General features: G+C 60.9%; 19 protein-coding genes. 5 read left to right on the top strand and 14 right to left on the bottom strand.

Annotated features, from left to right (window positions below; genetic code table 11):
• Positions 1–87 precede the first annotated feature (87 nt).
• A complete protein-coding gene (locus tag C5L12_RS13360) occupies positions 88–1281 on the top strand; it encodes a bifunctional 2-C-methyl-D-erythritol 4-phosphate cytidylyltransferase/2-C-methyl-D-erythritol 2,4-cyclodiphosphate synthase (protein ID WP_105372538.1) in 1194 nt (397 codons plus the stop codon).
• Positions 1278–1796, top strand: a complete 519-nt coding sequence (locus tag C5L12_RS13355) for a CinA family protein (RefSeq protein ID WP_105372537.1) — start codon at positions 1278–1280, stop codon at positions 1794–1796. The genes C5L12_RS13360 and C5L12_RS13355 overlap by 4 nt, the downstream gene beginning before the upstream one ends.
• Here the strand turns inward: C5L12_RS13355 and C5L12_RS13350 are convergent.
• On the bottom strand, positions 1787–2242 hold the full coding sequence (locus C5L12_RS13350) for a type II toxin-antitoxin system RatA family toxin (RefSeq protein ID WP_105372536.1): 456 nt from the start codon (positions 2240–2242) through the stop codon (positions 1787–1789). The two genes, C5L12_RS13355 and C5L12_RS13350, sit on opposite strands and share 10 nt — an antisense overlap.
• A gap of 9 nt (positions 2243–2251) precedes the next feature.
• Positions 2252–2845, bottom strand: coding sequence for a P-loop NTPase family protein (locus tag C5L12_RS13345; protein WP_105372535.1), 594 nt, complete (start codon positions 2843–2845; stop codon positions 2252–2254).
• 170 nt (positions 2846–3015) lie between these two features.
• Here C5L12_RS13345 and C5L12_RS13340 point away from each other — a divergent pair, with 170 nt between their 5' ends.
• On the top strand, positions 3016–3201 hold the full coding sequence (locus C5L12_RS13340) for a hypothetical protein (protein ID WP_105372534.1): 186 nt from the start codon (positions 3016–3018) through the stop codon (positions 3199–3201).
• A gap of 12 nt (positions 3202–3213) precedes the next feature.
• On the opposite strand, the gene lipA is transcribed toward C5L12_RS13340, so the two are convergent.
• The 9 genes from lipA to eno form a co-directional block, all read right to left on the bottom strand.
• Positions 3214–4188 (bottom strand): lipoyl synthase, encoded by a 975-nt coding sequence (lipA, locus tag C5L12_RS13335; RefSeq protein ID WP_105372533.1) that lies wholly within the window; start codon positions 4186–4188, stop codon positions 3214–3216.
• Between the two features lie 38 nt (positions 4189–4226).
• Entirely contained in the window at positions 4227–4472 is a 246-nt protein-coding gene (locus tag C5L12_RS13330) for a GlsB/YeaQ/YmgE family stress response membrane protein (protein ID WP_105372532.1), read from the bottom strand.
• Between the two features lie 73 nt (positions 4473–4545).
• Positions 4546–5991: a dihydrolipoyl dehydrogenase gene (gene lpdA, locus C5L12_RS13325; RefSeq protein WP_105372531.1), complete on the bottom strand. Its 1446-nt coding sequence runs from the start codon at positions 5989–5991 to the stop codon at positions 4546–4548.
• 60 nt (positions 5992–6051) lie between these two features.
• A complete protein-coding gene (locus tag C5L12_RS13320; RefSeq protein ID WP_105372530.1) occupies positions 6052–6690 on the bottom strand; it encodes an SGNH/GDSL hydrolase family protein in 639 nt (212 codons plus the stop codon).
• Positions 6691–6706: 16 nt separating this feature from the next.
• On the bottom strand, positions 6707–8062 hold the full coding sequence (locus tag C5L12_RS13315) for a pyruvate dehydrogenase complex dihydrolipoamide acetyltransferase (RefSeq protein WP_105372529.1): 1356 nt from the start codon (positions 8060–8062) through the stop codon (positions 6707–6709).
• A 15-nt stretch (positions 8063–8077) separates the two neighbouring features.
• Positions 8078–9499, bottom strand: a complete 1422-nt coding sequence (locus C5L12_RS13310) for a pyruvate dehydrogenase complex E1 component subunit beta (RefSeq protein WP_105372528.1) — start codon at positions 9497–9499, stop codon at positions 8078–8080.
• Positions 9500–9517: 18 nt separating this feature from the next.
• Positions 9518–10588: a pyruvate dehydrogenase (acetyl-transferring) E1 component subunit alpha gene (pdhA, locus tag C5L12_RS13305; RefSeq protein ID WP_105372527.1), complete on the bottom strand. Its 1071-nt coding sequence runs from the start codon at positions 10586–10588 to the stop codon at positions 9518–9520.
• A gap of 195 nt (positions 10589–10783) precedes the next feature.
• Positions 10784–11101, bottom strand: a complete 318-nt coding sequence (locus C5L12_RS13300; protein WP_105372526.1) for an FtsB family cell division protein — start codon at positions 11099–11101, stop codon at positions 10784–10786.
• Positions 11102–11258: 157 nt separating this feature from the next.
• A complete protein-coding gene (eno, locus tag C5L12_RS13295) occupies positions 11259–12533 on the bottom strand; it encodes a phosphopyruvate hydratase (protein WP_105372525.1) in 1275 nt (424 codons plus the stop codon).
• A gap of 321 nt (positions 12534–12854) precedes the next feature.
• Here eno and C5L12_RS13290 point away from each other — a divergent pair, with 321 nt between their 5' ends.
• Positions 12855–14690: a methyl-accepting chemotaxis protein gene (locus C5L12_RS13290; RefSeq protein WP_105372524.1), complete on the top strand. Its 1836-nt coding sequence runs from the start codon at positions 12855–12857 to the stop codon at positions 14688–14690.
• Positions 14691–14698: 8 nt separating this feature from the next.
• Here C5L12_RS13290 and kdsA read toward each other — a convergent pair whose 3' ends face one another.
• Both kdsA and C5L12_RS13280 read right to left on the bottom strand, forming a co-directional pair.
• Positions 14699–15547: a 3-deoxy-8-phosphooctulonate synthase gene (gene kdsA / locus C5L12_RS13285; protein ID WP_105372523.1), complete on the bottom strand. Its 849-nt coding sequence runs from the start codon at positions 15545–15547 to the stop codon at positions 14699–14701.
• A gap of 4 nt (positions 15548–15551) precedes the next feature.
• Positions 15552–16424, bottom strand: coding sequence for a VOC family protein (locus C5L12_RS13280; protein WP_105372522.1), 873 nt, complete (start codon positions 16422–16424; stop codon positions 15552–15554).
• A gap of 202 nt (positions 16425–16626) precedes the next feature.
• On the opposite strand from C5L12_RS13280, the gene lexA reads away from it, so the two are divergent.
• The gene (lexA, locus tag C5L12_RS13275; RefSeq protein WP_105372521.1) at positions 16627–17346 is read left to right on the top strand and encodes a transcriptional repressor LexA; all 720 of its coding nucleotides are present in this window, start codon (positions 16627–16629) and stop codon (positions 17344–17346) included.
• Here lexA and C5L12_RS13270 read toward each other — a convergent pair.
• On the bottom strand, positions 17327–19858 hold the full coding sequence (locus tag C5L12_RS13270) for a ComEC/Rec2 family competence protein (protein WP_105372520.1): 2532 nt from the start codon (positions 19856–19858) through the stop codon (positions 17327–17329). The two genes, lexA and C5L12_RS13270, sit on opposite strands and share 20 nt — an antisense overlap.
• Positions 19859–19977 lie beyond the last annotated feature (119 nt).

Raw genomic sequence — 19977 nt, 5'->3', positions numbered from 1 at the left:
CTGGAAAAACCGCTTTTCATTCTATAGTTCTCGCCCTGTCAATCCTTCAGAACGCAGAAATGGGTACGGCGCGTGGACGACAACTCCATGACAATCGGCATCGTCATCGTCGCCGCAGGCCGCGGCGAACGGGCAGGATCGCCCGAAGACGGGCCGAAGCAATACCGGCGTATCGGGGGAAAGCCGGTGATCGCCCATACGCTCGAACGGTTCTTAAGCTGGTCGCGCAGCGGCCTGATCGTGGTCGTCATCCATCCGGACGACGAAGCGCTGTTTGCGGCAGCGGCAGCGGAACTGCCCAGTGCGGCGAAGGTCGTCACGACTTTCGGCGGCGATACGCGGCAGCGCTCCGTCTACGAAGGCCTCAGAGCTTTGTCAGCGACCGAGGCCACCCATGTGATGATCCACGATGCGGCCAGGCCGTTCGTGGATCATGCGCTTCTCGATCGGATCGCCGAGGCGCTCGACCAGGGACAGGAAGGCGTGTTGCCGGCTATGCCTGTCACCGACACGCTGAAGCGAGGCGGACCGGATCACCTGGTTCACGAGACGGTGCCGCGGGCCGGGCTTTTTGCCGCACAGACGCCACAAAGCTTTTCCCTCCCGTCGATCCGCACCGCCCATGAAAAGGCGGCAGCGCTCCGACGCGAGGATTTCACCGACGACGCCTCGATCGCCGAATGGGCTGGGCTGCCGGTCGTGCTGGTCGAAGGTTCCGCCGACAACATCAAACTCACCGTGAAGCGAGATATCGCCATGGCCGACGAAAAACTTTCGCACCATCCACTGCCCGACGTGCGCACCGGTAACGGCTACGACGTGCATCAGCTCGAGCCCGGCGACGGCGTGACGCTCTGCGGCGTCTTCATTGCCCACGACCAGCGGCTCGTTGGCCATTCGGATGCCGACGTCGCCATGCATGCGCTTACCGACGCGCTGCTCGCCACCTGCGGCGCCGGCGACATCGGCGACCATTTCCCGCCCTCCGACATGCAATGGCGGGGCGCGCCCTCCAAGATCTTCCTGGATCACGCGGCAAAGGTTGTACGAGAGCGCGGGGGCACGATCATGAATGCGGATATCTCGCTGATCGCGGAAGCGCCGAAGATTGCGCCGCACCGGCAGAAGATGCGCGAGAACCTGGCGGAGATCCTCGGTATTTCCCTGGACCGATGCTCGGTCAAGGCGACGACCAACGAGAAGATCGGTTTTGTCGGCCGCCGCGAGGGCATTGCCGCCATCGCAACCGCCACAGTGGTCTACCGGGGAGATGCCGGGTGAACCTGTTTCCCGCCGACATCGAAGACCAGGCAAGGCGGATCGTCGCCGACTTTTCCGCCTGCGGGCTGATGGTTTCAACGGCTGAGTCCTGCACAGGCGGGCTGATCGCCGGCGCGCTCACCGAAATTTCAGGCTCCTCGGCCGTCGTTGACCGGGGCTTCGTCACCTACACCAACCAGGCGAAGATGGATATGCTCGGCGTGACCGAAGCGACATTGGCAGCCTTCGGCGCGGTATCCCGGGAAACGGCGCTGCAGATGGCGGACGGCGCGCTGTTCCGTTCAAGGGCAAACCTCACCGTCGCCGTGACCGGCATCGCGGGACCGGGCGGCGGGTCGGCAGACAAGCCGGTCGGCCTGGTGCATCTTGCGGCAAAAACCCGCTCCGGCATCTCGCTCCATCGCGAGATGCGCTACGGCGATATCGGCCGAACGGCGGTGCGTCTCGCGACCGTCAGAACGGCGCTGGAGATGCTGACCGACGCCGCCAAAACGACGCTCGCAAATCAGGCGTAAATCTTGTCCGCCCGCGTCTCGAAAGCTTCGGCGAACATCCGGAAAGCGCGGTCGAACATCGATCCCATCAGTGCACCGAGAATCATGCTCTTGAACTCGTAGTCGATGAAAAAGTGCACCACGCAGCCGGCGGAAGAGCCATCAGAGGGCGGTTCAAAACGCCAGCGGTTGTCGAGATATTTGAACGGTCCTTCGATGTATTTGACATCGATGGCGCGTTCGGCAGGGTTGAGCAGAACCTGGGTCGTGAAAGTCTCGCGGATCGCCTTGTAGCCGACTGTCATATCGGCAAGCAGCAGCGTCTTGCCGTCGCGCTCCTTGCTGGACCGGATGACCAGCGCCTCGCAGAGCGGTAGGAATTCCGGATATTTCTCGACATCGGCAACGAGCGCGTACATCTGATCGGCGTTATGCTTCACGGGGCGGCGGATTTCGAACTTTGGCATGATCCGCAGTTAAGCGCGCGCTTCCAGAAGATCAAGAAGTTCGCGCATCCGTCGGCGGGATTTCAACACCAGGACAGGCTTCCCGCCCGCATGTTGTTCCAGCCCGGCGAGAACCCTCGGCGCGAATTCCCTCTCCCAGGTCCAGACAAACCGGAAAAACTCCCAATCCATTCTTTCCGGGCAGCCGGGCGCCATTTCCGGCCGAGTGCGTCCGATATATTTAAGCCAGCGGCTGAGGATACCCCAGACATTGACGGCACGCGGCATTCGCACCCAGATAACGATATCGCTTCGCGGAACGCGAATATCGAAGGTGGAGGTGCTGGTGCCATCCATGATCCAGCGCTCCTGCCGGATAAGCTCTTCGATGATCCGCCGCTGCTCACTTCCCTCCCGCTGAACCCAACCCGGCAGCCAAAGCACGTCCCGATCGTTGGAAATATAAGTAAGCGCAAACCGCCGGGCGATCTGCTGCGCCAGGGTCGATTTGCCGCCGCCCGAACAGCCGACGACCAGGATTCTCTCCGCATGGCGGATTTCATCGGCAGCTTCCGAGATTCCGACACAGCGAACCTCGGCTGGACCGGATTTGATATCCATCATGATCTCCCGACAACCGGATGTCAGGCGGCCACAGCCGCTCAACACAGCCCAAACAAATGCTGGTTAACGGAATTTAATGTGCTAATGCCAATTCAATTTGGTGCATTGCCGCAATCGCGGGTAAAATAAACACATCAGGTGACCCACTGGCGTAATCGGACGAAGCATACATGGACGATTTTTCTCAGATGATAAAGCTGCTGGAATCCGCAAAGCAGCTCGCCGACATGAACGAGCTACCCATGCTTGCCTATCTGATCGAAATGGCAAAAGGCGAAGCGCGCGGTCAGCGCTTCACGCTGCGGGGAAGACGGCGCGGCCAGAGCAAGAGCGAAAAGGTCGAGGCGGCAGAATAGCTCGGACGCCGCCTATTCGGCGGCAGCCAGAAGTTTCTTCTCGCGGGCAGCCTTCAACCGCGCGAAATCATCGCCGGCATGGTGCGAGGACCGGGTCAACGGGCTCGACGACACCATCAGGAAGCCCTTGGTATAGGCGACGGTCTCGTAGGACTTGAATTCGTCCGGGGTTACGAAGCTCATCACCTTGTGATGCTTGCGGGTCGGCTGCAGATATTGGCCAATGGTCAGGAAATCCACGTCCGCGGTTCTGAGATCGTCCATGAGCTGCAGCACTTCATTGCGCTCTTCCCCGAGGCCCACCATGATGCCCGACTTGGTGAACATGGTCGGGTCGAGTTCCTTGACCCGCTGCAGCAGGCGGATGGAATGGAAGTAGCGGGCGCCGGGGCGCACCGTCAGATAGTTGCCGGCGACGGTTTCGAGATTGTGGTTGAAGACATCCGGCTTGGCAGCCACAACGCGTTCCAGAGCCCCGGGCTTCTTGAGGAAGTCCGGTGTCAGGATTTCGATGGTCGTCATCGGGGATGCGGCGCGGATCGCCCAGATCACCTTCTCGAAATGTTCGGCGCCGCCATCTTCCAGATCGTCGCGATCGACCGAGGTGATGACGACGTGGCTGAGCCCCATCTGCTTCACCGCCTTGGCGACGTTTTCCGGCTCGTCCATGTCAAGCGCGTTCGGCTTGCCGGTCGCCACGTTGCAGAAGGCGCAGGCGCGCGTACAGATCTCGCCCATGATCATGAAGGTGGCGTGCTTCTTGTCCCAGCATTCGCCGATATTCGGGCAGCCGGCCTCCTCGCAGACAGTGACGAGCTTGTTTTCCTTCACGATCGAGCGCGTTTCCGCGTAGCCTTTGGATACCGGCGCCTTCACGCGAATCCACTCGGGCTTGCGCATCACCTCCGTATCAGGACGATGTGCCTTTTCCGGATGGCGGACGCGCTTCTCTTCGTCGAGAGTGGTCCTGTCGAGGATGGTGACCATAAAAACCTGCTTTCAACCGCGACCGTCGCGGAATGTCGTCAGCGTCTGACGAGTTTGGCAACGAATAGCAAAATGCAGGAGCCCACGAAACCCTGCACCAGGTAACCCAGCCATCCGCCTGCGACATGGATGTTGGCGCTCTCGAAAATGGCATTGGCGAGCAAGGCGCCGACAATGCCTATGATGATGTTCATCAAGACGCCGAAGCGGAGATCCATCAAAATGCCGGCGAGCCAACCCGCCAGGCCACCAATGATGATCGCTGCAATCCAACCCACACCCATATGAATAGCCCCGTTTTAAAAAGATGTTCCAGAGATATGGGCGGCTGCGCGCCCTTTCGCAATGCCGGGAATGTCAGGCGTTCAGCGCCCGGCCATAGGCGTCGAGCACGCTTTCCTTCATCGTTTCGGAAATGGTCGGATGCGGGAAGATCGTGTGCATCAGTTCTTCTTCCGTCGTCTCAAGGTTCATGGCGACAACGAAGCCCTGAATGAGTTCGGTCACTTCCGCGCCGACCATATGCGCACCGAGGAGTTCGCCGGTCTTCTTGTCGAAGATCGTTTTTACCAGCCCCTGGTCCTCGCCGAGAGCGATCGCCTTGCCGTTGGCCACGAAGGGGAAACGGCCGACGCGGATGTCGCGGCCCTCGGCCTTCGCCTTGGCTTCCGTCAGACCGACGGAGGCAACCTGGGGATTGCAATAGGTGCAGCCCGGAATCTTCAGCTTGTCCATCGGATGGACGTTCGGCAGGCCGGCAATCTTTTCCACGCAGATGACCGCCTCGTGTTCCGCCTTGTGAGCGAGCAGAGGGGGACCCGCGACGTCGCCGATGGCATAGATGCCCGGCACGCTGGTCTTGCCGTAGCCGTCGATGACGATGAAGCCGCGGTCGGTCTTGACGCCGACCGCCTCAAGGCCGATGCCCTCGATATTGGCCTGCACGCCGACGGCGGAGATCATCCGGTCGGCCGTGATCTTCTCGACCGATCCGTCCTTCTTCTCGACATGGGCGGTGATCGAGTTTGCGCCCTTCTCCACCTTGGCGACTTTCGCCTCCAGATGGATCTTCATGCCCTGGCGCTCGAACTGCTTCTTGGCGACGGCGGAGATCTCCGCGTCTTCGACCGGCATGACCTGGCTCATGATCTCGACGACTGTGACGTCCACGCCCATGGTACGGTAGAAGCTCGCGAACTCGATGCCGATCGCGCCCGAACCCATGACGAGCAGTGATTTGGGCATTTCCTCCGGCTTCATCGCCTCGAAATAGGTCCAGATCAGCTTGCCGTCCGGCTCGATGCCCGGAAGCGCGCGCGGACGGGCCCCGGTCGCGACAATGATGTGCTTGGCGGTATAGGTGCCCTCGCCCAGCGTATTCTTCGGCACCGGTCCGACCGGCTCGACCGGCTTCTTGGTAGGCTTGCCGACGACGACTTCGCCGGGCTTGCTGACCTTTGCCTCACCCCAGATGATATCGACCTTGTTCTTCTTGAACAGAAAGCCGACGCCATTGTTCATGCGGTGCGCGATGCCGCGCGAACGGGCGACGATCGCCTTGACGTCCGGCTTGATCGTACCTTCGAGCGTCAGGCCGTAATCCTTGGCGTGGCTCGCGGTGTGCATGACATCTGCGGAACGCAGGAGCGCCTTGGTCGGGATACAGCCCCAATTGGAGCAGATGCCGGCGAGATGTTCGCGCTCGACGACCGCAACCTTCATGCCGAGCTGGCTCGCGCGGATGGCGGCGATATACCCCCCCGGACCGGAGCCGATAACGATGACGTCGTAGGATTGAGCCATTGCTTTCCTGCCTTTTCATTGGGCGGCCAGCCTGACGCGACCCGCCTTTTGGAATTTTCTCTAGAGCCCAAGCATCATCCGGACGATCGGCTCGAGGCCGCGTCCGATCGCACGGGTATTTTCCGCAGTCAGATGTACGCCGTCGATCGGCGTCGTCTTGGCGACCGAGCCGGCATCGAAGAACCCGCAGCCGAGCTCGTCGGCCAGATCGCGATAGAGCGACGCGAGCATGGCGGACTGCTCGATGCCACCCCGGAAGATCGCCGAAAACACCGGATCGGCGGTTTCGCAAAGCGGCGGCGGCGAGACGATCAGGATTTCGGGCACCTCGTATTCAAAGGAATAGTCGTGCCGGCGGATCAGCCCGACCAGCCGCTGGATGCCGGCACGCGCGGCATGCGCCGTACCGGCGATCATGGGCTTCATGTCGTTGGTGCCGAGCATGACGATCACCAGATCGAGCGGCATGTGGGTATGCAGCACGGTCGGCAGGTTCTTCACGCCGTTGCGGTCGCAATCGGCGAGATGATCGTCGTAACCAGTCGTGCGGCCATTCAGGCCTTCGGCAATCACCGTCATCTCAGGCCCGAGCGCCGCCTGAAGGACGCTCGACCAGCGATCCTCGAAAGCATGCCGGCCTGGACCCTCTGGATCGTAACCCCAGGTGAGCGAATCGCCGAAGCAGAGAACGGTCTTCACGACGACGCCCTCCCGCTCAGACGAGCATCGCCATCGGGTTTTCGATGTAGCGCTTGAACGCGGAAGCCAGTTCCGCACCGAGCGCGCCATCGATGACGCGGTGGTCGAAGGCGAAGGTTGCCGTCATCACCGTGCCCACCTCGATCTTGCCGTTCCTGACGACCGGCTTTTCGACGCCGGCGCCGATCGAGACGATCGAGGCCTGCGGCAGGTTGACGATCGAGGTGAATGAGGAGACGCCGAACATGCCGAGATTGGAGACCGAGGTCGTACCGCCCTGGTATTCTTCCGGCTTCAGCTTCTTGTCGCGGGCCCGCTTGGCAAGATCCTTCACCTCGTTGGAGATGACGGAGAGCGTCTTGGTTTCGGCCTTGCGGACGATCGGAGTGATCAGGCCGTCCGGGATCGAGACGGCGACGCCGACGTCGGAGTGCTTGTGCAGCACGCGGGCCGTCGAGGTCCAGGAGGCGTTCGCCATCGGGACTTCGCGCAGCGCCAGCGCCATCGCCTTGATGATGAAGTCGTTGACCGACAGCTTGAAGGCCGGAACCTCACCCTTTTCCGTCTTCTTCACCGGTGCCGATGCATTGATCTCGGCGCGCAGCTTCAGAAGCGCGTCGATCTCGCAATCCATCGAGACGGTGTAGGACGGAACCGTCTGGGTCGACTCCGTCAAGCGCGCGGCGATCGTCTTGCGCATGCCGTCATGCGGCAGAAGCTCGTAGGAGCCTTCCGGGAAAAGCTTGAGCGTTGCATCATCCGACGGACCTTTGGCCATCGCCGGAGCAGCGGCGCCGGCAGGTGCTGCCTGCGGGGCTGCGGCCGGAGCAGCCTTGCCGGTGCCCGAGGCGACAGCCTTCTCGATATCGGACTTTACGACACGGCCGTGGGGGCCGGAGCCGGAAACTGCCGAGAGATCGAGACCGGCTTCCTTTGCGAGACGGCGGGCGAGCGGCGAAGAGAAGGGGCGAGCACCGGAAGCAGCCGGTGCCGGTGCAGCAGCGGCCGGAGCCGGCTCGGCAGCTTTTTGTGCCGGAGCCGCTTCCGCCTTGGGAGCAGGCGCAGCCTCGGCCTTCGGCGCAGGGGCAGCAGCCCCGCCCCCGGACGACGCAGCCGCCGACACGTCCTCGCCTTCGCCGGCGAGGATCGCGATCAGGGCATTGACCTTGACCGCCTCGGTACCCGCCGGCACGACGATCTTGGCGACGGTGCCTTCATCGACGGCTTCCACTTCCATGGTCGCCTTGTCGGTTTCGATCTCGGCGATCACATCGCCGGACTTGACCTTGTCGCCTTCCTTGACGAGCCACTTGGAAAGATTGCCCTCTTCCATGGTCGGCGAAAGGGTAGGCATGGTGATGTTGATCGGCATCGAGACATCCTCCCCTTATTTGTAGCAGACGGTTTTCACCGCCTGGACGATTTCGCCGACATTCGGCAAGGCGAGCTTTTCGAGGTTCGACGCATAGGGCATCGGAACATCCTTGCCGGCGATCGTCAGGATCGGCGCATCGAGATAGTCGAAGGCCTGCTGCATGACGCGGGTGGCGATTTCCGTGCCGACCGACGACTGCGGATACCCCTCTTCCACGGTAACGAGACGACCGGTCTTCTTGACCGATTCGATCACCGTCGGCAGATCCATGGGCCGGATGGTGCGAAGGTCGATAAGCTCGACATCGATGCCTTCCTTGGAAAGCTCTTCTACCGCCTTCACCGCATAGGTCATGCCGATACCGAAGGAAACGACGGTGGCGTCCCTGCCCTGCTTGTGGATGCGCGCCTTGCCGATCGGCAGGACGAAGTCATCGAGCTTCGGCACTTCGAAGGACTGGCCGTAGAGGATTTCGTTTTCCAGGAAGATGACCGGGTTCGGATCGCGGATAGCCGCCTTCAACAGACCCTTGGCGTCGGCAGCCGTATAAGGCATGACGACCTTGAGGCCCGGGATCTGGCTGTACCAGGCCGCGTAATCCTGGCTGTGCTGGGCCGCAACGCGGGCAGCCGCGCCGTTCGGGCCGCGGAAGACGATCGGAGCGCCCATCTGGCCGCCGGACATGTAAAGCGTCTTGGCGGCAGAGTTGATGATCTGGTCGATCGCCTGCATGGCGAAGTTGAAGGTCATGAACTCGACGATCGGCTTCAGGCCGGCCATGGCCGCACCGACGCCGACGCCGGCAAAACCGTGCTCGGTGATGGGCGTATCGACGACGCGGCGTGGGCCGAATTCCTGGAGCAGGCCCTGCGTGATCTTATAGGCGCCCTGGTATTCCGCGACTTCCTCACCCATCACGAAAACGTCTTCGTCCCGACGCATTTCTTCGGCCATGGCGTCGCGCAGCGCTTCGCGCACGGTGGTCATCACCATTTCCGTGCCGGCCGGAATATCCGGGTCGGAGGCGACGTCCACCTTCGGCTGGGCCGGGACTTTGCTGTCAGCGGCAGCCGTCGGCTCTTCCGCCGATTGACGGGCCTTGCCCCCAGCGGCGTCGGACGCCGCAGCGGGCGTGTCCGCATCAGCCTTTGGCGCGGCCGGCGCGGAAGAACCGATGGAATCGGCGCTTTCGCCTTCGGCAAGGAGCACGGCTATCTTGGTGTTGACCTTGACGTTCTCGGTGCCGGCCGGAACCAGCAGCTTCCCGATCACGCCTTCATCGACAGCTTCCACTTCCATGGTCGCCTTGTCGGTCTCGATTTCGGCGATAACGTCGCCGGAGGTGACCTTGTCACCTTCCTGTTTCAGCCATTTGCTGAGCGTGCCTTCCTCCATGGTCGGGGAAAGGGCGGGCATAAGGATGTCGATAGGCATAAGGTTCCCTCCCCTCGATCAGAGCAGAATGTCGGTATAGAGCTCGGACACATCCGGCTCCGGATCGGCCTGGGCGAAATCGGCGGAATCGGCCACGATATCGCGCACGTCCTTGTCGATCGCCTTCAGCTCATCCTCGCTCGCCCAGCCCTTTTCAAGAAGGCGGGCCCGTACCTGCTCGATCGGATCATGCTCGGATCGCATCTTCTGCACTTCGTCCTTGGAGCGATACTTCGCCGGATCGGACATCGAGTGACCGCGATAGCGATAGGTCAGCATTTCGAGGATGATCGGACCCTTGCCGGCGCGGCAATAGGCGACAGCCTCATCCGCTGCCGCCTTGACGGCGCGCACGTCCATGCCGTCCACCTGATAGCCCGGAATACCAAAGGAGGCACCGCGCTGGGAGAAATCGGTCTGAGCCGAGGCGCGGGCAACGGAGGTTCCCATGGCGTAGCGGTTGTTCTCGATCACGTAGACGACCGGCAGCTTCCAGAGATTGGCCATATTGAAGCTTTCATAGACCTGCCCCTGGTTTGCCGCACCGTCGCCGAAATAGGCGGTCGAGACATTGTCGTTGCCGCGATATTTGTTGGCGAAGGCGAGGCCGGTACCGAGCGACACTTGCGCGCCGACGATGCCGTGGCCGCCGTAGAACTGCTTTTCCTTGGAGAACATGTGCATGGAGCCGCCCTTCCCCTTGGAATAGCCGCCCCGACGCCCGGTCAGTTCCGCCATGACGCCCCGCGCGCTCATGCCGGTCGCCAGCATGTGACCGTGGTCACGATAACCGGTGATGACCTGGTCCCCTTCCTTCAGCGCCATCTGCATGCCGACAACGACAGCTTCCTGGCCGATATAGAGGTGACAGAAACCGCCGATGAAGCCCATGCCGTAAAGCTGGCCGGCCTTTTCCTCGAAACGGCGGATCAGCAGCATATCGCGATAGGCGGCAAGCTCCTGGCCCTTATCGAACTCCGCGAAAATGCCGCCGTTGAAATCTTTCCTGGCTGGCTTGGAGCTGGTTTTGGTAGCAGACCTTGCCGCGGATTTGCGGCCGGATACAGACGCGGTTTTAGTCGGCGCCATTCATCCCTCCCTCTGTGCTGCGTTTTAGAACGGAACAGATGCCGAGACTTACGCCGCCCGGAATCCCATTCTGGTTTCGGGGCGTACCATAGGGAAGAAACCGCGCCCCAGCAATGCCATAAATGCATGGCTCACATTCCGTACAACCTACTGAAAAGATTGACGAAAGATAAAATTAACCGGATATCGGTTAACTCAGAAGTAGTTATTGAAGATGACGATCTCGTCCGGGCGCGAGACATTGAGCTGATAACGAGCGATTTCGTCCAGCATATCCTTTTCCAGCGAACCATCACTCATGAGCCGCACCTGGCGCTCAAGTGCCTCCCGTCTCGCGGTCAGTTTTGCGAGCTCTTCCGCACGCGCCTGCCGCTGACGTTCGAATTCCTCCGTGGCGATCAGCCCGAGATCACCATGCACGGAATGATAGCCGAAGTATGAAAGAAAGGCGACGGTAATGGCGGGAAGGACGAAACGGCCGAATTTTCTTTTTTTATGATGCTTGGTCCACATGCCGTTCAACGCCTTGCCACACTTGCCGGATCACGCGAACGATCCGAAACAGAAGGTAAAATTCGCAGAACTTGCTTAAGCAATCGTTTCCATTGCCGCGACGCAAAAAGCCCGCGCTTTCGGCGCGGGCTTTCGTAGTCACGATAATGGAGCTGACTCAGACCTTGAGAACGGAGCGGCCGGCATAGGCAGCTTGCGGACCCAGCATTTCCTCAATGCGGATAAGCTGGTTGTACTTGGCAAGGCGATCCGAGCGCGAAAGCGAGCCTGTCTTGATCTGACCGCAATTGGTGGCGACGGCGAGATCCGCGATCGTTGAATCTTCCGTCTCGCCGGAGCGATGCGACATAACGGCGGTGTAGTTTGCCTTATGCGCCGTTTCGACCGCATCCAGCGTTTCCGACAGCGAGCCGATCTGGTTGACCTTCACCAGGATGGAATTTGCCACGCCCATCTTGATGCCGTCGCGAAGGCGCGCGGAATTGGTGACGAAGAGGTCGTCTCCGACGAGCTGGACCTTGGAGCCGATCTTGTCCGTCAGGGACTTCCAGCCATCCCAATCGTCTTCAGCCATGCCGTCTTCGATCGAGATGATCGGATACTTCGCCGCAAGCTCGGCGAGGTACTCCGCCATGGCTTCCGGCTCCAGCGTACGACCCTCGCCTTCCATCTCGTATTTGCCGTTCTTGAAGAATTCCGTCGAAGCGCAATCGAGCGCAAGGCATACGTCGTCGCCCGGCTTGTATCCTGCCTTCTCAACCGACTTCATGATGAAATCGAGAGCTTCCGGAGCGCTTTTCAGGCCCGGCGCAAAGCCGCCTTCGTCGCCGACATTGGTGTTGTGGCCCTGGGCCGCGAGTTCCTTCTTGAGAACATGGAAAATCTCCGATCCCATGCGCACGGCATCACGCAGCGTGTCGGCGCCGACCGGCATGATCATGAATTCCTGGAAGTCGATCGGGTTGTCGGCATGTGCGCCGCCATTGATGATGTTCATCATCGGCACGGGAAGCACATGCGCATTCGGGCCGCCGACATAGCGGTAGAGCGGCAGGCCGGTGGTTTCGGCCGCGGCCCTGGCGACGGCAAGCGATACGCCGAGAATAGCATTGGCGCCGAGGCGCGACTTGTTCGGCGTACCATCGAGAGCGATCATCGTCTTGTCGATGTGGATCTGGCTCTCCGCATCGAAACCGCCGATCGCGTCGAAGATCTCTGTATTGACGGCTTCCACAGCCTTCTCGACACCCTTGCCGTGGTAACGCTTTCCGCCGTCACGCAGTTCAACTGCCTCATGCGCGCCGGTCGAGGCGCCCGACGGGACGGCCGCACGGCCAAAAGAACCGTCTTCAAGATGGACGTCCACTTCGACGGTGGGGTTGCCGCGGCTGTCGAGGATTTCACGGGCGATGATATCGGTGATGGCGGTCATGGCTCTTCCTGCTGTGGTGGTTTGGTGGGACCTGTCTTAATGGAAGGCGTGCAAAATACAATCCGCGGACTGGCTCCGAGCGAAAGAGCGGTATCGGAAGAATATGTCATGGTTTTGAAGGCTGCCGGCTGGACAATCGTGATCATCAGCAAAGTCGACCTTATTTCGGAATTAACTATTGTATTTTACGGTTAATGGAAGATGAGGCAAGTATAGGCAAACGGAACACGCCGCACACAAGCCATCCTCGTCTAGATTTATTTGAAGGCAATTCATTCAGGCGGGCGATGGCCGCCCTGAGGGCTCTGTGGGGGAGCAACAATGAGACTCAATATCGCACGCAGCCTGGCAATCTTTGCCGCGGTGGTCACTACTGGACTTGTCATTTCGATCGGCATTCAGAATCACGCGTTCAACAAGCTTCGCGTCAACGGCGAGATCTACCGGCAGATCATCTACGGCAAGGATCTCGTCGCCGATATCCTGCCGCCACCTCTCTATCTGGTGGAAAGCTACATGCTGGCGCTCGAGGCGGTCCAGCGACCCGCTGCCGCCAAGTCCAATCTCGAGCGTATTGCGGCCGTCCTGAAGCCGGCCTACGAGGATCGCCGGAAATACTGGCAGGAAACGGCGCTCAGTGCGGACCTCAAGCAGAAGCTTCTCGCGGACGTGCTTGTGAAAGGCGACGACTTCTGGAAGACGATGAAAGACGAGCTCTCGCCCGCAATCCTCGCCGGCAATACGCCAGTCGTCGGCGCCGCCTTCGAGAAGCTCGCCACGCAGTTTCATGTGCATGAAGCGGCGGTCAACGAGCTCGTGGAGATGGCGAACGTCTTCCTCGCGGATGCGGAGAAGGATGCGACCGAACAGACGCAGCTTCTTTCGTCGATCACGCTTGCCGCAGCTGCCGCTTCCGTGCTTCTGCTGGTCGGAGGGCTCTATCTCTTCCGCCGCCGCGCCATCGTGCCGCTGTCTGTGATGCGCGACTACATGACAGTGCTGGCAGGCGGCGACTATTCGCGGGACGTGCCCTTCAGCGGCCGCGGGGACGAGATCGGCGAGATGGCACAGGCCGTCACGATCTTCCGCCAATCGGGACAGGAGCGCGACAATATCCGGCTGCGGCAGGAAGCCGACCGGCAGGCGCAGGTCGAACGGGACTTGGCGCTGGCGAAGGACAAGGCGAGCGAAGAGGCCGAAAGAGAGAGCGTCATTTCGCATCTTCGGGCCGGCCTCTCCCGACTGTCGCAGGGCGACCTGACGGTGCAGATCGATCATCCTTTCCAGGCGGCCTATGAGGAGTTGCGGGAGGAATTCAACTCCAGCATCCGCACACTCTATTCCGTCATGCAGGAAATTTCCGGGGTAACGGAAACCGTGCGGACCGGTTCGGGCGTGATCGCTAACGGCACCGACGACCTGGCGCAGCGCACTGAGCATCAGGCAGCATCGTTGGAACAGGCCGCCTCGGCGCTCGACCAGATTACCGCCACCATGAGAAATGCAACGGCAAGAGCGCAAGAGGCGAATACCATGATGACGGCCGCCCAGCAGGGCGCCGCCCATTCTGCGGGTGTCGTGCGGGATGCAGTGGTGGCGATGGAGCAGATCGAGGCCTCCTCCACCCAGATCAGCAGCATCATAAACGTGATCGACGAGATCGCATTTCAGACGAATCTGCTAGCGCTCAACGCGGGTGTCGAGGCTGCGCGTGCCGGCGAAGCCGGCAAGGGTTTTGCGGTCGTCGCGCAGGAAGTCCGCGATCTCGCCGGGCGCTCGGCCAATCTTGCCCATGAAATCAAGCGGCTGATCGAAACCTCCGCGAGCCAGGTGGCGGCCGGGGTGTCACTCGTAAACCGCACGGGCGAGGCGCTGGGCGACATCGACGGCCAGGTCGCCAAGGTCACCGACCTCATCGGCTCGATCATGCGGGCCTCCACGGAACAGTCGACGGCACTCCAGGAAGTCAATACCGCGATCAACCGTATGGACACGGTAACCCAGCAGAACGCTGCAATGGTGGAAGAAACAAGTGCTGCGTGCCATGAACTCGGCGAAGAGGCGGCCAAGCTCAACCGCCTTCTGTCCCGCTTCAAGCTTGAGTCCACGACAGCCGGAAGTCACCGGCCGGCGATAGGCTTTCGAAAGGCCGGCTGAGAAATTTCTCAAGCCGCCTTTGCGATGGCGTCGAAGGCGAGAAGCTTTTCGAGCAGCCTCGGCATATCCTTCAGGTGCACCATGTTGGGGCCGTCGGAGGGAGCATTGTCGGGATCCTGATGGGTCTCGACAAAAAGACCGGCAATGCCGACCGCAACAGCCGCGCGCGCCAAAGTCTCCACGAATTCCCGCTGGCCTCCCGTGGAGCTTCCCTGCCCGCCCGGCTGCTGAACCGAATGGGTGGCATCGAACACAACCGGCGAACCCATGGCCGCCATGATCGGCAGCGACCGCATGTCCGAAACGAGCGTATTATAGCCGAAGGAAGCGCCGCGCTCGCACAGCAGCACGTTCGGATTGCCGCTCTGGGTGAACTTGGCAAGCACGTTCTTCATGTCCCAGGGGGCAAGAAACTGGCCCTTTTTGACGTTGATGACGCGGCCGGTCCTCGCGGCGGCGACAAGCAAATCCGTCTGGCGGCAGAGGAAGGCCGGTATCTGCAGTATGTCCACAGTGCCTGCGACCATCGCACATTGTTCTTCGGTGTGGATGTCGGTCAGAACGGGGAACCCGAATTCCTTCTTCAGATCGGCGAAGATTTCCATGGCGTTTTCCAGCCCGATGCCGCGCTTGCCCGAAATCGAGGTGCGGTTTGCCTTGTCGAAGGACGACTTGTAGACGAGGCCGATGCCGAGCTTGCCGCAGAGTTCCTGGAGCGTGCCGGCGATCATGAAGGCATGGTCGCGGCTCTCCATCTGGCAGGGACCAGCGATCAAGGACAGGCGTGCATCCTGTGCAAAAACCACCTGGCCCTTTCCTTCGCCGACTAGGACGCGCGGATTGGCAGAAACTTCCATAAATCTATTCCTCGAAGCCGAACAAAACACCCTGGCCGGGTGCCGCCTGGACCAGAACGCGGCCTTCGCGGCGGACGAATGCCACGTCATTAGCAGCAAGGATGATCTCTGTCACGGCAAGATCGGCCGTCTTGAAGATCACGGCTCGGCCGTGCAAACCATCCGCACCAGCGACCGGCGGGAGCGCAAATTCCGCCTCCAGATCATCATTTCCCAAAATGCGAATCCGCGCGTTTGCGGCGGCCAATTTCAGAAAACCGGGCTCCACCTCCCCCCGGGCCATCAACACTTCCTCGACCAGAGGGGCGAAATCAGACGGCGCTTGAGCGGACAGGATGACCTCGCTCAGGCCGACAACCGTATTGGCATGCCGCTCCAACTCGCCTCGGTCGGACGGCAACGGAGCAAGGCGCTGAACGGAGAACAGGAAAAAATCGGGCGCACGGTCATCGCCTGCAAATGCCAGCCGGAAGCTCGCCTCTGTCGCGGAACCATCAGGCATCCTTACCGTGCGCGAAAACTCCAGAATGTCGCCGGCGGAAATTCCGCGCAGCCTGAACCGGGCATGATCGGCGACGGCATCCTGCGACGCGACGACCAGGGCAGAAAGCCCCTGCCTGTTGCGCCCTTTTCGAAAGGCGAGATCGCGCGCGGTAAAGACATTGCCCCGCTTGGCGGCAGCGCTCGCGTGACGGCGGTTGGTGATCGCCAGTGGCTCCAGATAGGTACCATCCGAGAAGAACACACAAGCATTGGCAGTGCCGAAAGGATGAAATGCATCCGGTGCGACAGTAAATCCGAGATCGGAGAGCCGCGAACGCGCGAACGCAAGGTCCGCCACCGGCACTACGAGATGATCGATCGATCTTGCGTTCAAGCGAGGCCCCCAGGAATTTCAGAATCGCAAAGCTAAAATGGCAGCGGGCACGCCGTGCGCAAGTGGTAACGAAGCAGATATCTTGCAGACATCTATGAAGAAAAAATCATCATACTTCACGAAAATTTAGGGACTTGCGGAACACATATGGAACATATAGTGTCCGTTCTTGATTTGTTTCCGACTCTTGAGGGTGCCGAAAATGCTCACGCGCAAACAGCAGGAATTGCTTCTGTTCATACACGAACGGATGAAGGAATCCGGCGTACCGCCCTCCTTCGACGAAATGAAGGATGCGCTCGACCTCGCATCCAAGTCGGGTATTCACCGGTTGATCACCGCGCTCGAGGAACGGGGGTTCATCCGCCGCCTGCCGAACAGGGCGCGCGCCCTGGAAGTCATCAGGCTGCCGGAAGCCTATGCGCCCAGCATTCAGCCGCGCCGGGGCTTTTCGCCCAGCGTCATCGAAGGCAGTCTTGGCAAGCCGCAACCGGCTGCCGCCTCTGCGAAGCCCCCCGCCAACGACGATAATTCCAACTCCACCACGGTTCCCGTCATGGGCCGCATCGCGGCCGGCGTTCCGATCTCGGCGATCCAGAACAACACGCACGACATCGCCGTCCCTGCCGAGATGCTCGGGTCGGGCGAACATTATGCGCTGGAGGTCAAGGGTGATTCGATGATCGAGGCCGGCATCCTCGACGGCGATACCGTAATCATCCGCAACGGCAATACGGCCAATCCGGGCGATATCATCGTCGCATTGGTGGATGAGGAGGAAGCGACACTCAAGCGCTTCCGTCGCCGCGGGGCGTCGATCGCGCTCGAAGCCGCAAATCCGGCCTATGAGACGCGGATTTTCCCGCCGGACCGGGTCAAGATCCAGGGTAAGCTTGTGGGTCTCATCCGCCGCTATCATTGACCAGTTTGCCCAGCGGTTCCGGCAGGGATGAGCTGAAGATCTGGCGCCGCCAGTCGTAATGGCGATGGCGGGTCCACGGGCGGTCTTGGCCAAGGAGCGCTGCACGAAGCCGCCAGCGGTGAATGTCAGCGGAACCATCCAGAAACAGTTCGAGCGCTCCTGCGATCCTCAGCGCGTTGCCGTTGATCATCAGGGCTCCGGAACGGCAGCGGTCAAACCTGGCACGTGGAGCGACGACGATATGCGCAGCGTCGCAGGCGACGCCGGCATAACGCGCGTCCTCCACATGAACGACTACAGCGCCTGCGGCGGTTTTTGACGCGCACCAAGCTCGTGGGGTGCAGATGAACCGGCCGACCGGTACCTGCTTCATCCCGCGGCTTGACGTTTCTCTCTCCTCCGTCGTCAATTCAGCACGCTCGCCGGGACTGTTCGAAGGCAGCGGATTTCCTCCGGACTTTCCCTCCGGGAGCCTGTCTCCGGCCGTAGACTTGTCTTTCGCTGGCAGCAATTCCGGTTTCACCGGGTCCCCCAGCAGAAGCGCCCGCTTCCATTGGTCATAGACAAAATCCGCGGGACGGGTGCGGTTGGTGGTGATGCCATCACCATCCGTCAGGGCAATCATGGTGCCATCCTCGGAGATCAGGAGATCCGGAAGGGGTCTCGACCGCTCCTGCCATGACAGCAACAAGCCGGCCACCAATAGAGGAATACCCAAGTATCTGAGCCGGGTTCTCAATAGCGTCAGCAGAAGAAAGCCTGCCGTCGAGACGACCAGGAACCAGGGATGCTGGCGGCCGATGCCTACATCGCCGCCCCAGGCCGCCACATGCCTGGCGATCGCAATCACGGCTTCCAGGCCGAGGCCCATGAGCTTCAGGAACGGCCCGTCGAGCCCGAAGGGCATCAGCAGCATGCCGATCAATCCCGCCGGCATAACCACGAAGGAAATGACCGGCATGGCGGCGAGATTGGCCGCAAGCCCATAAGTCGCGATGCGGTGGAAATGCTCGACCGAGAAAATCGCGGTCGATATGCCGCCAATCAACGAGGTCACGAAGATGCCGGCGGCAAAATTCCAGACCGCCGTGATCGGCATGACCACCGGGTGACGAAACGGCAGAGGCTCCGGGTCATGTTTTTTCGACCGATGCTTCCAAAGCGCGTAACCAGCGACCAGCGCGGCGGTGGCGGCAAAGGACATCTGAAAGCTCGGCCCAAGGTTTTCCGAGGGAGATATGGCGATAATGATCAGTGCGGAGAGGGCCACATTGCGCAAGCTTATAGACGGCCGGTCGAAGAGGACTGCAACGAGCATGACTGCCATCATGATATAGGCCCTTTCGGCGGAGACGCCGAAGCCGGAAATGAGATAGTAGGCGGTCGCCATGGCGAGAGCACCCAAGGCGGCAAGCTTCTTTACCGGGAAGGACTGGGCAAATCGTGTGAACAGCGAGAGGATAGTGCGTACGCCGACGAAGAAGATACCCGCAGCCAGCGCCATATTGAGCCCGGAGATCGCGACGATATGGGCAAGGCCGGAAAGCCTCAGCGCTTCGACGGTCTCCTCGGAAATCGCCCGCCGCTCATCGGTGACGATCGCGGCTGCGAAGGCGCCCGCGTCGCCGGGCACTGTCGCGCGGATATGACCGCCGATCATGCTGCGAAGATCGAAGAGCCAGCGCTCGATATCCGAGAACCATCCATGAGGATGTCCGGCGTCGCGGCTCCCTTTCGGGGCCCCATAAAAGAAACCGACGGCGCCAATCCCATCGAAATAGGAGGAGAAGGCGAAATCATTGAGGCCTGGAAGCGCCGGTCCCGATGGCGGCGATAAACGAACCCTGCCGCTGATCGTATCTGCCGTCTGCACCGGCTCGTGACGCGCCCGCGCAAGCAGCGAAACGCGCTCCGGAGAGCGCCGGATTTCAGGACCCGAGGTACGCTCGACACGTACGATATAACGCCACCGGCCGCGGGCATCGATCTCCCTTCGTTCGACCACACCCGTCAGCTCGGTCGTAACCGGGGAATCGAGAATAGTGGTTCCTCTTCGCCAGGTCTCCAGTTCGGCAAGCATCATTCCGCCGAGAAAAAGCGCGACAGCGGGAGGAAGCACACGCAAGGCGCCGGACGCATGACGCGTGGCGACTGCAAGCGTCACACAGATGAAGAAGGCCGCGAGGAGAGACCAGAACGGAGGCGTGGCAGGCAGCGAGAACCAGACAGCTGCCCCGGCACCGACGAGGACCGGTACAAAAAGAAACCCGTGCCCGTGTGCTGCCTCCTCCTCCAGCATGCCGGGGAGGCTGAGGCGCAGCCGGCGGATCCCCCGAGACAGCCAATAGCCGTGGGTATAGGTCGCGGGACGGTTCCCCAGACGCGGGCGACGATCCAGAAGAGGCTCCAAAACATGCGACCCGGATTTGCCCGCATCTGGCAAAGAGCGAGCCTGCCGGAAGATCGCTCCCCTGCTCTCCACCAATTTCGGAAACGCTGCGTCTTCCGACATGAAACGCCCGCCCCACCTTGCCCCGCATGAGCGACAATACAACCTGCGCGTTTCCTCAGGCGTCGTCAACTGGCGGCGAAAACCAAGTATTCCCAAAGGACTCAAGTGAGTTGCACCGG

The sequence above is a fragment of the Neorhizobium huautlense genome (genome assembly GCF_002968575.1).
GTDB classification, from domain to species: Bacteria; Pseudomonadota; Alphaproteobacteria; order Rhizobiales; family Rhizobiaceae; genus Neorhizobium; species Neorhizobium huautlense.
Note: the sequence above shows the minus strand (reverse complement) of the source record. Positions and strands in the feature narration are given on the sequence as shown.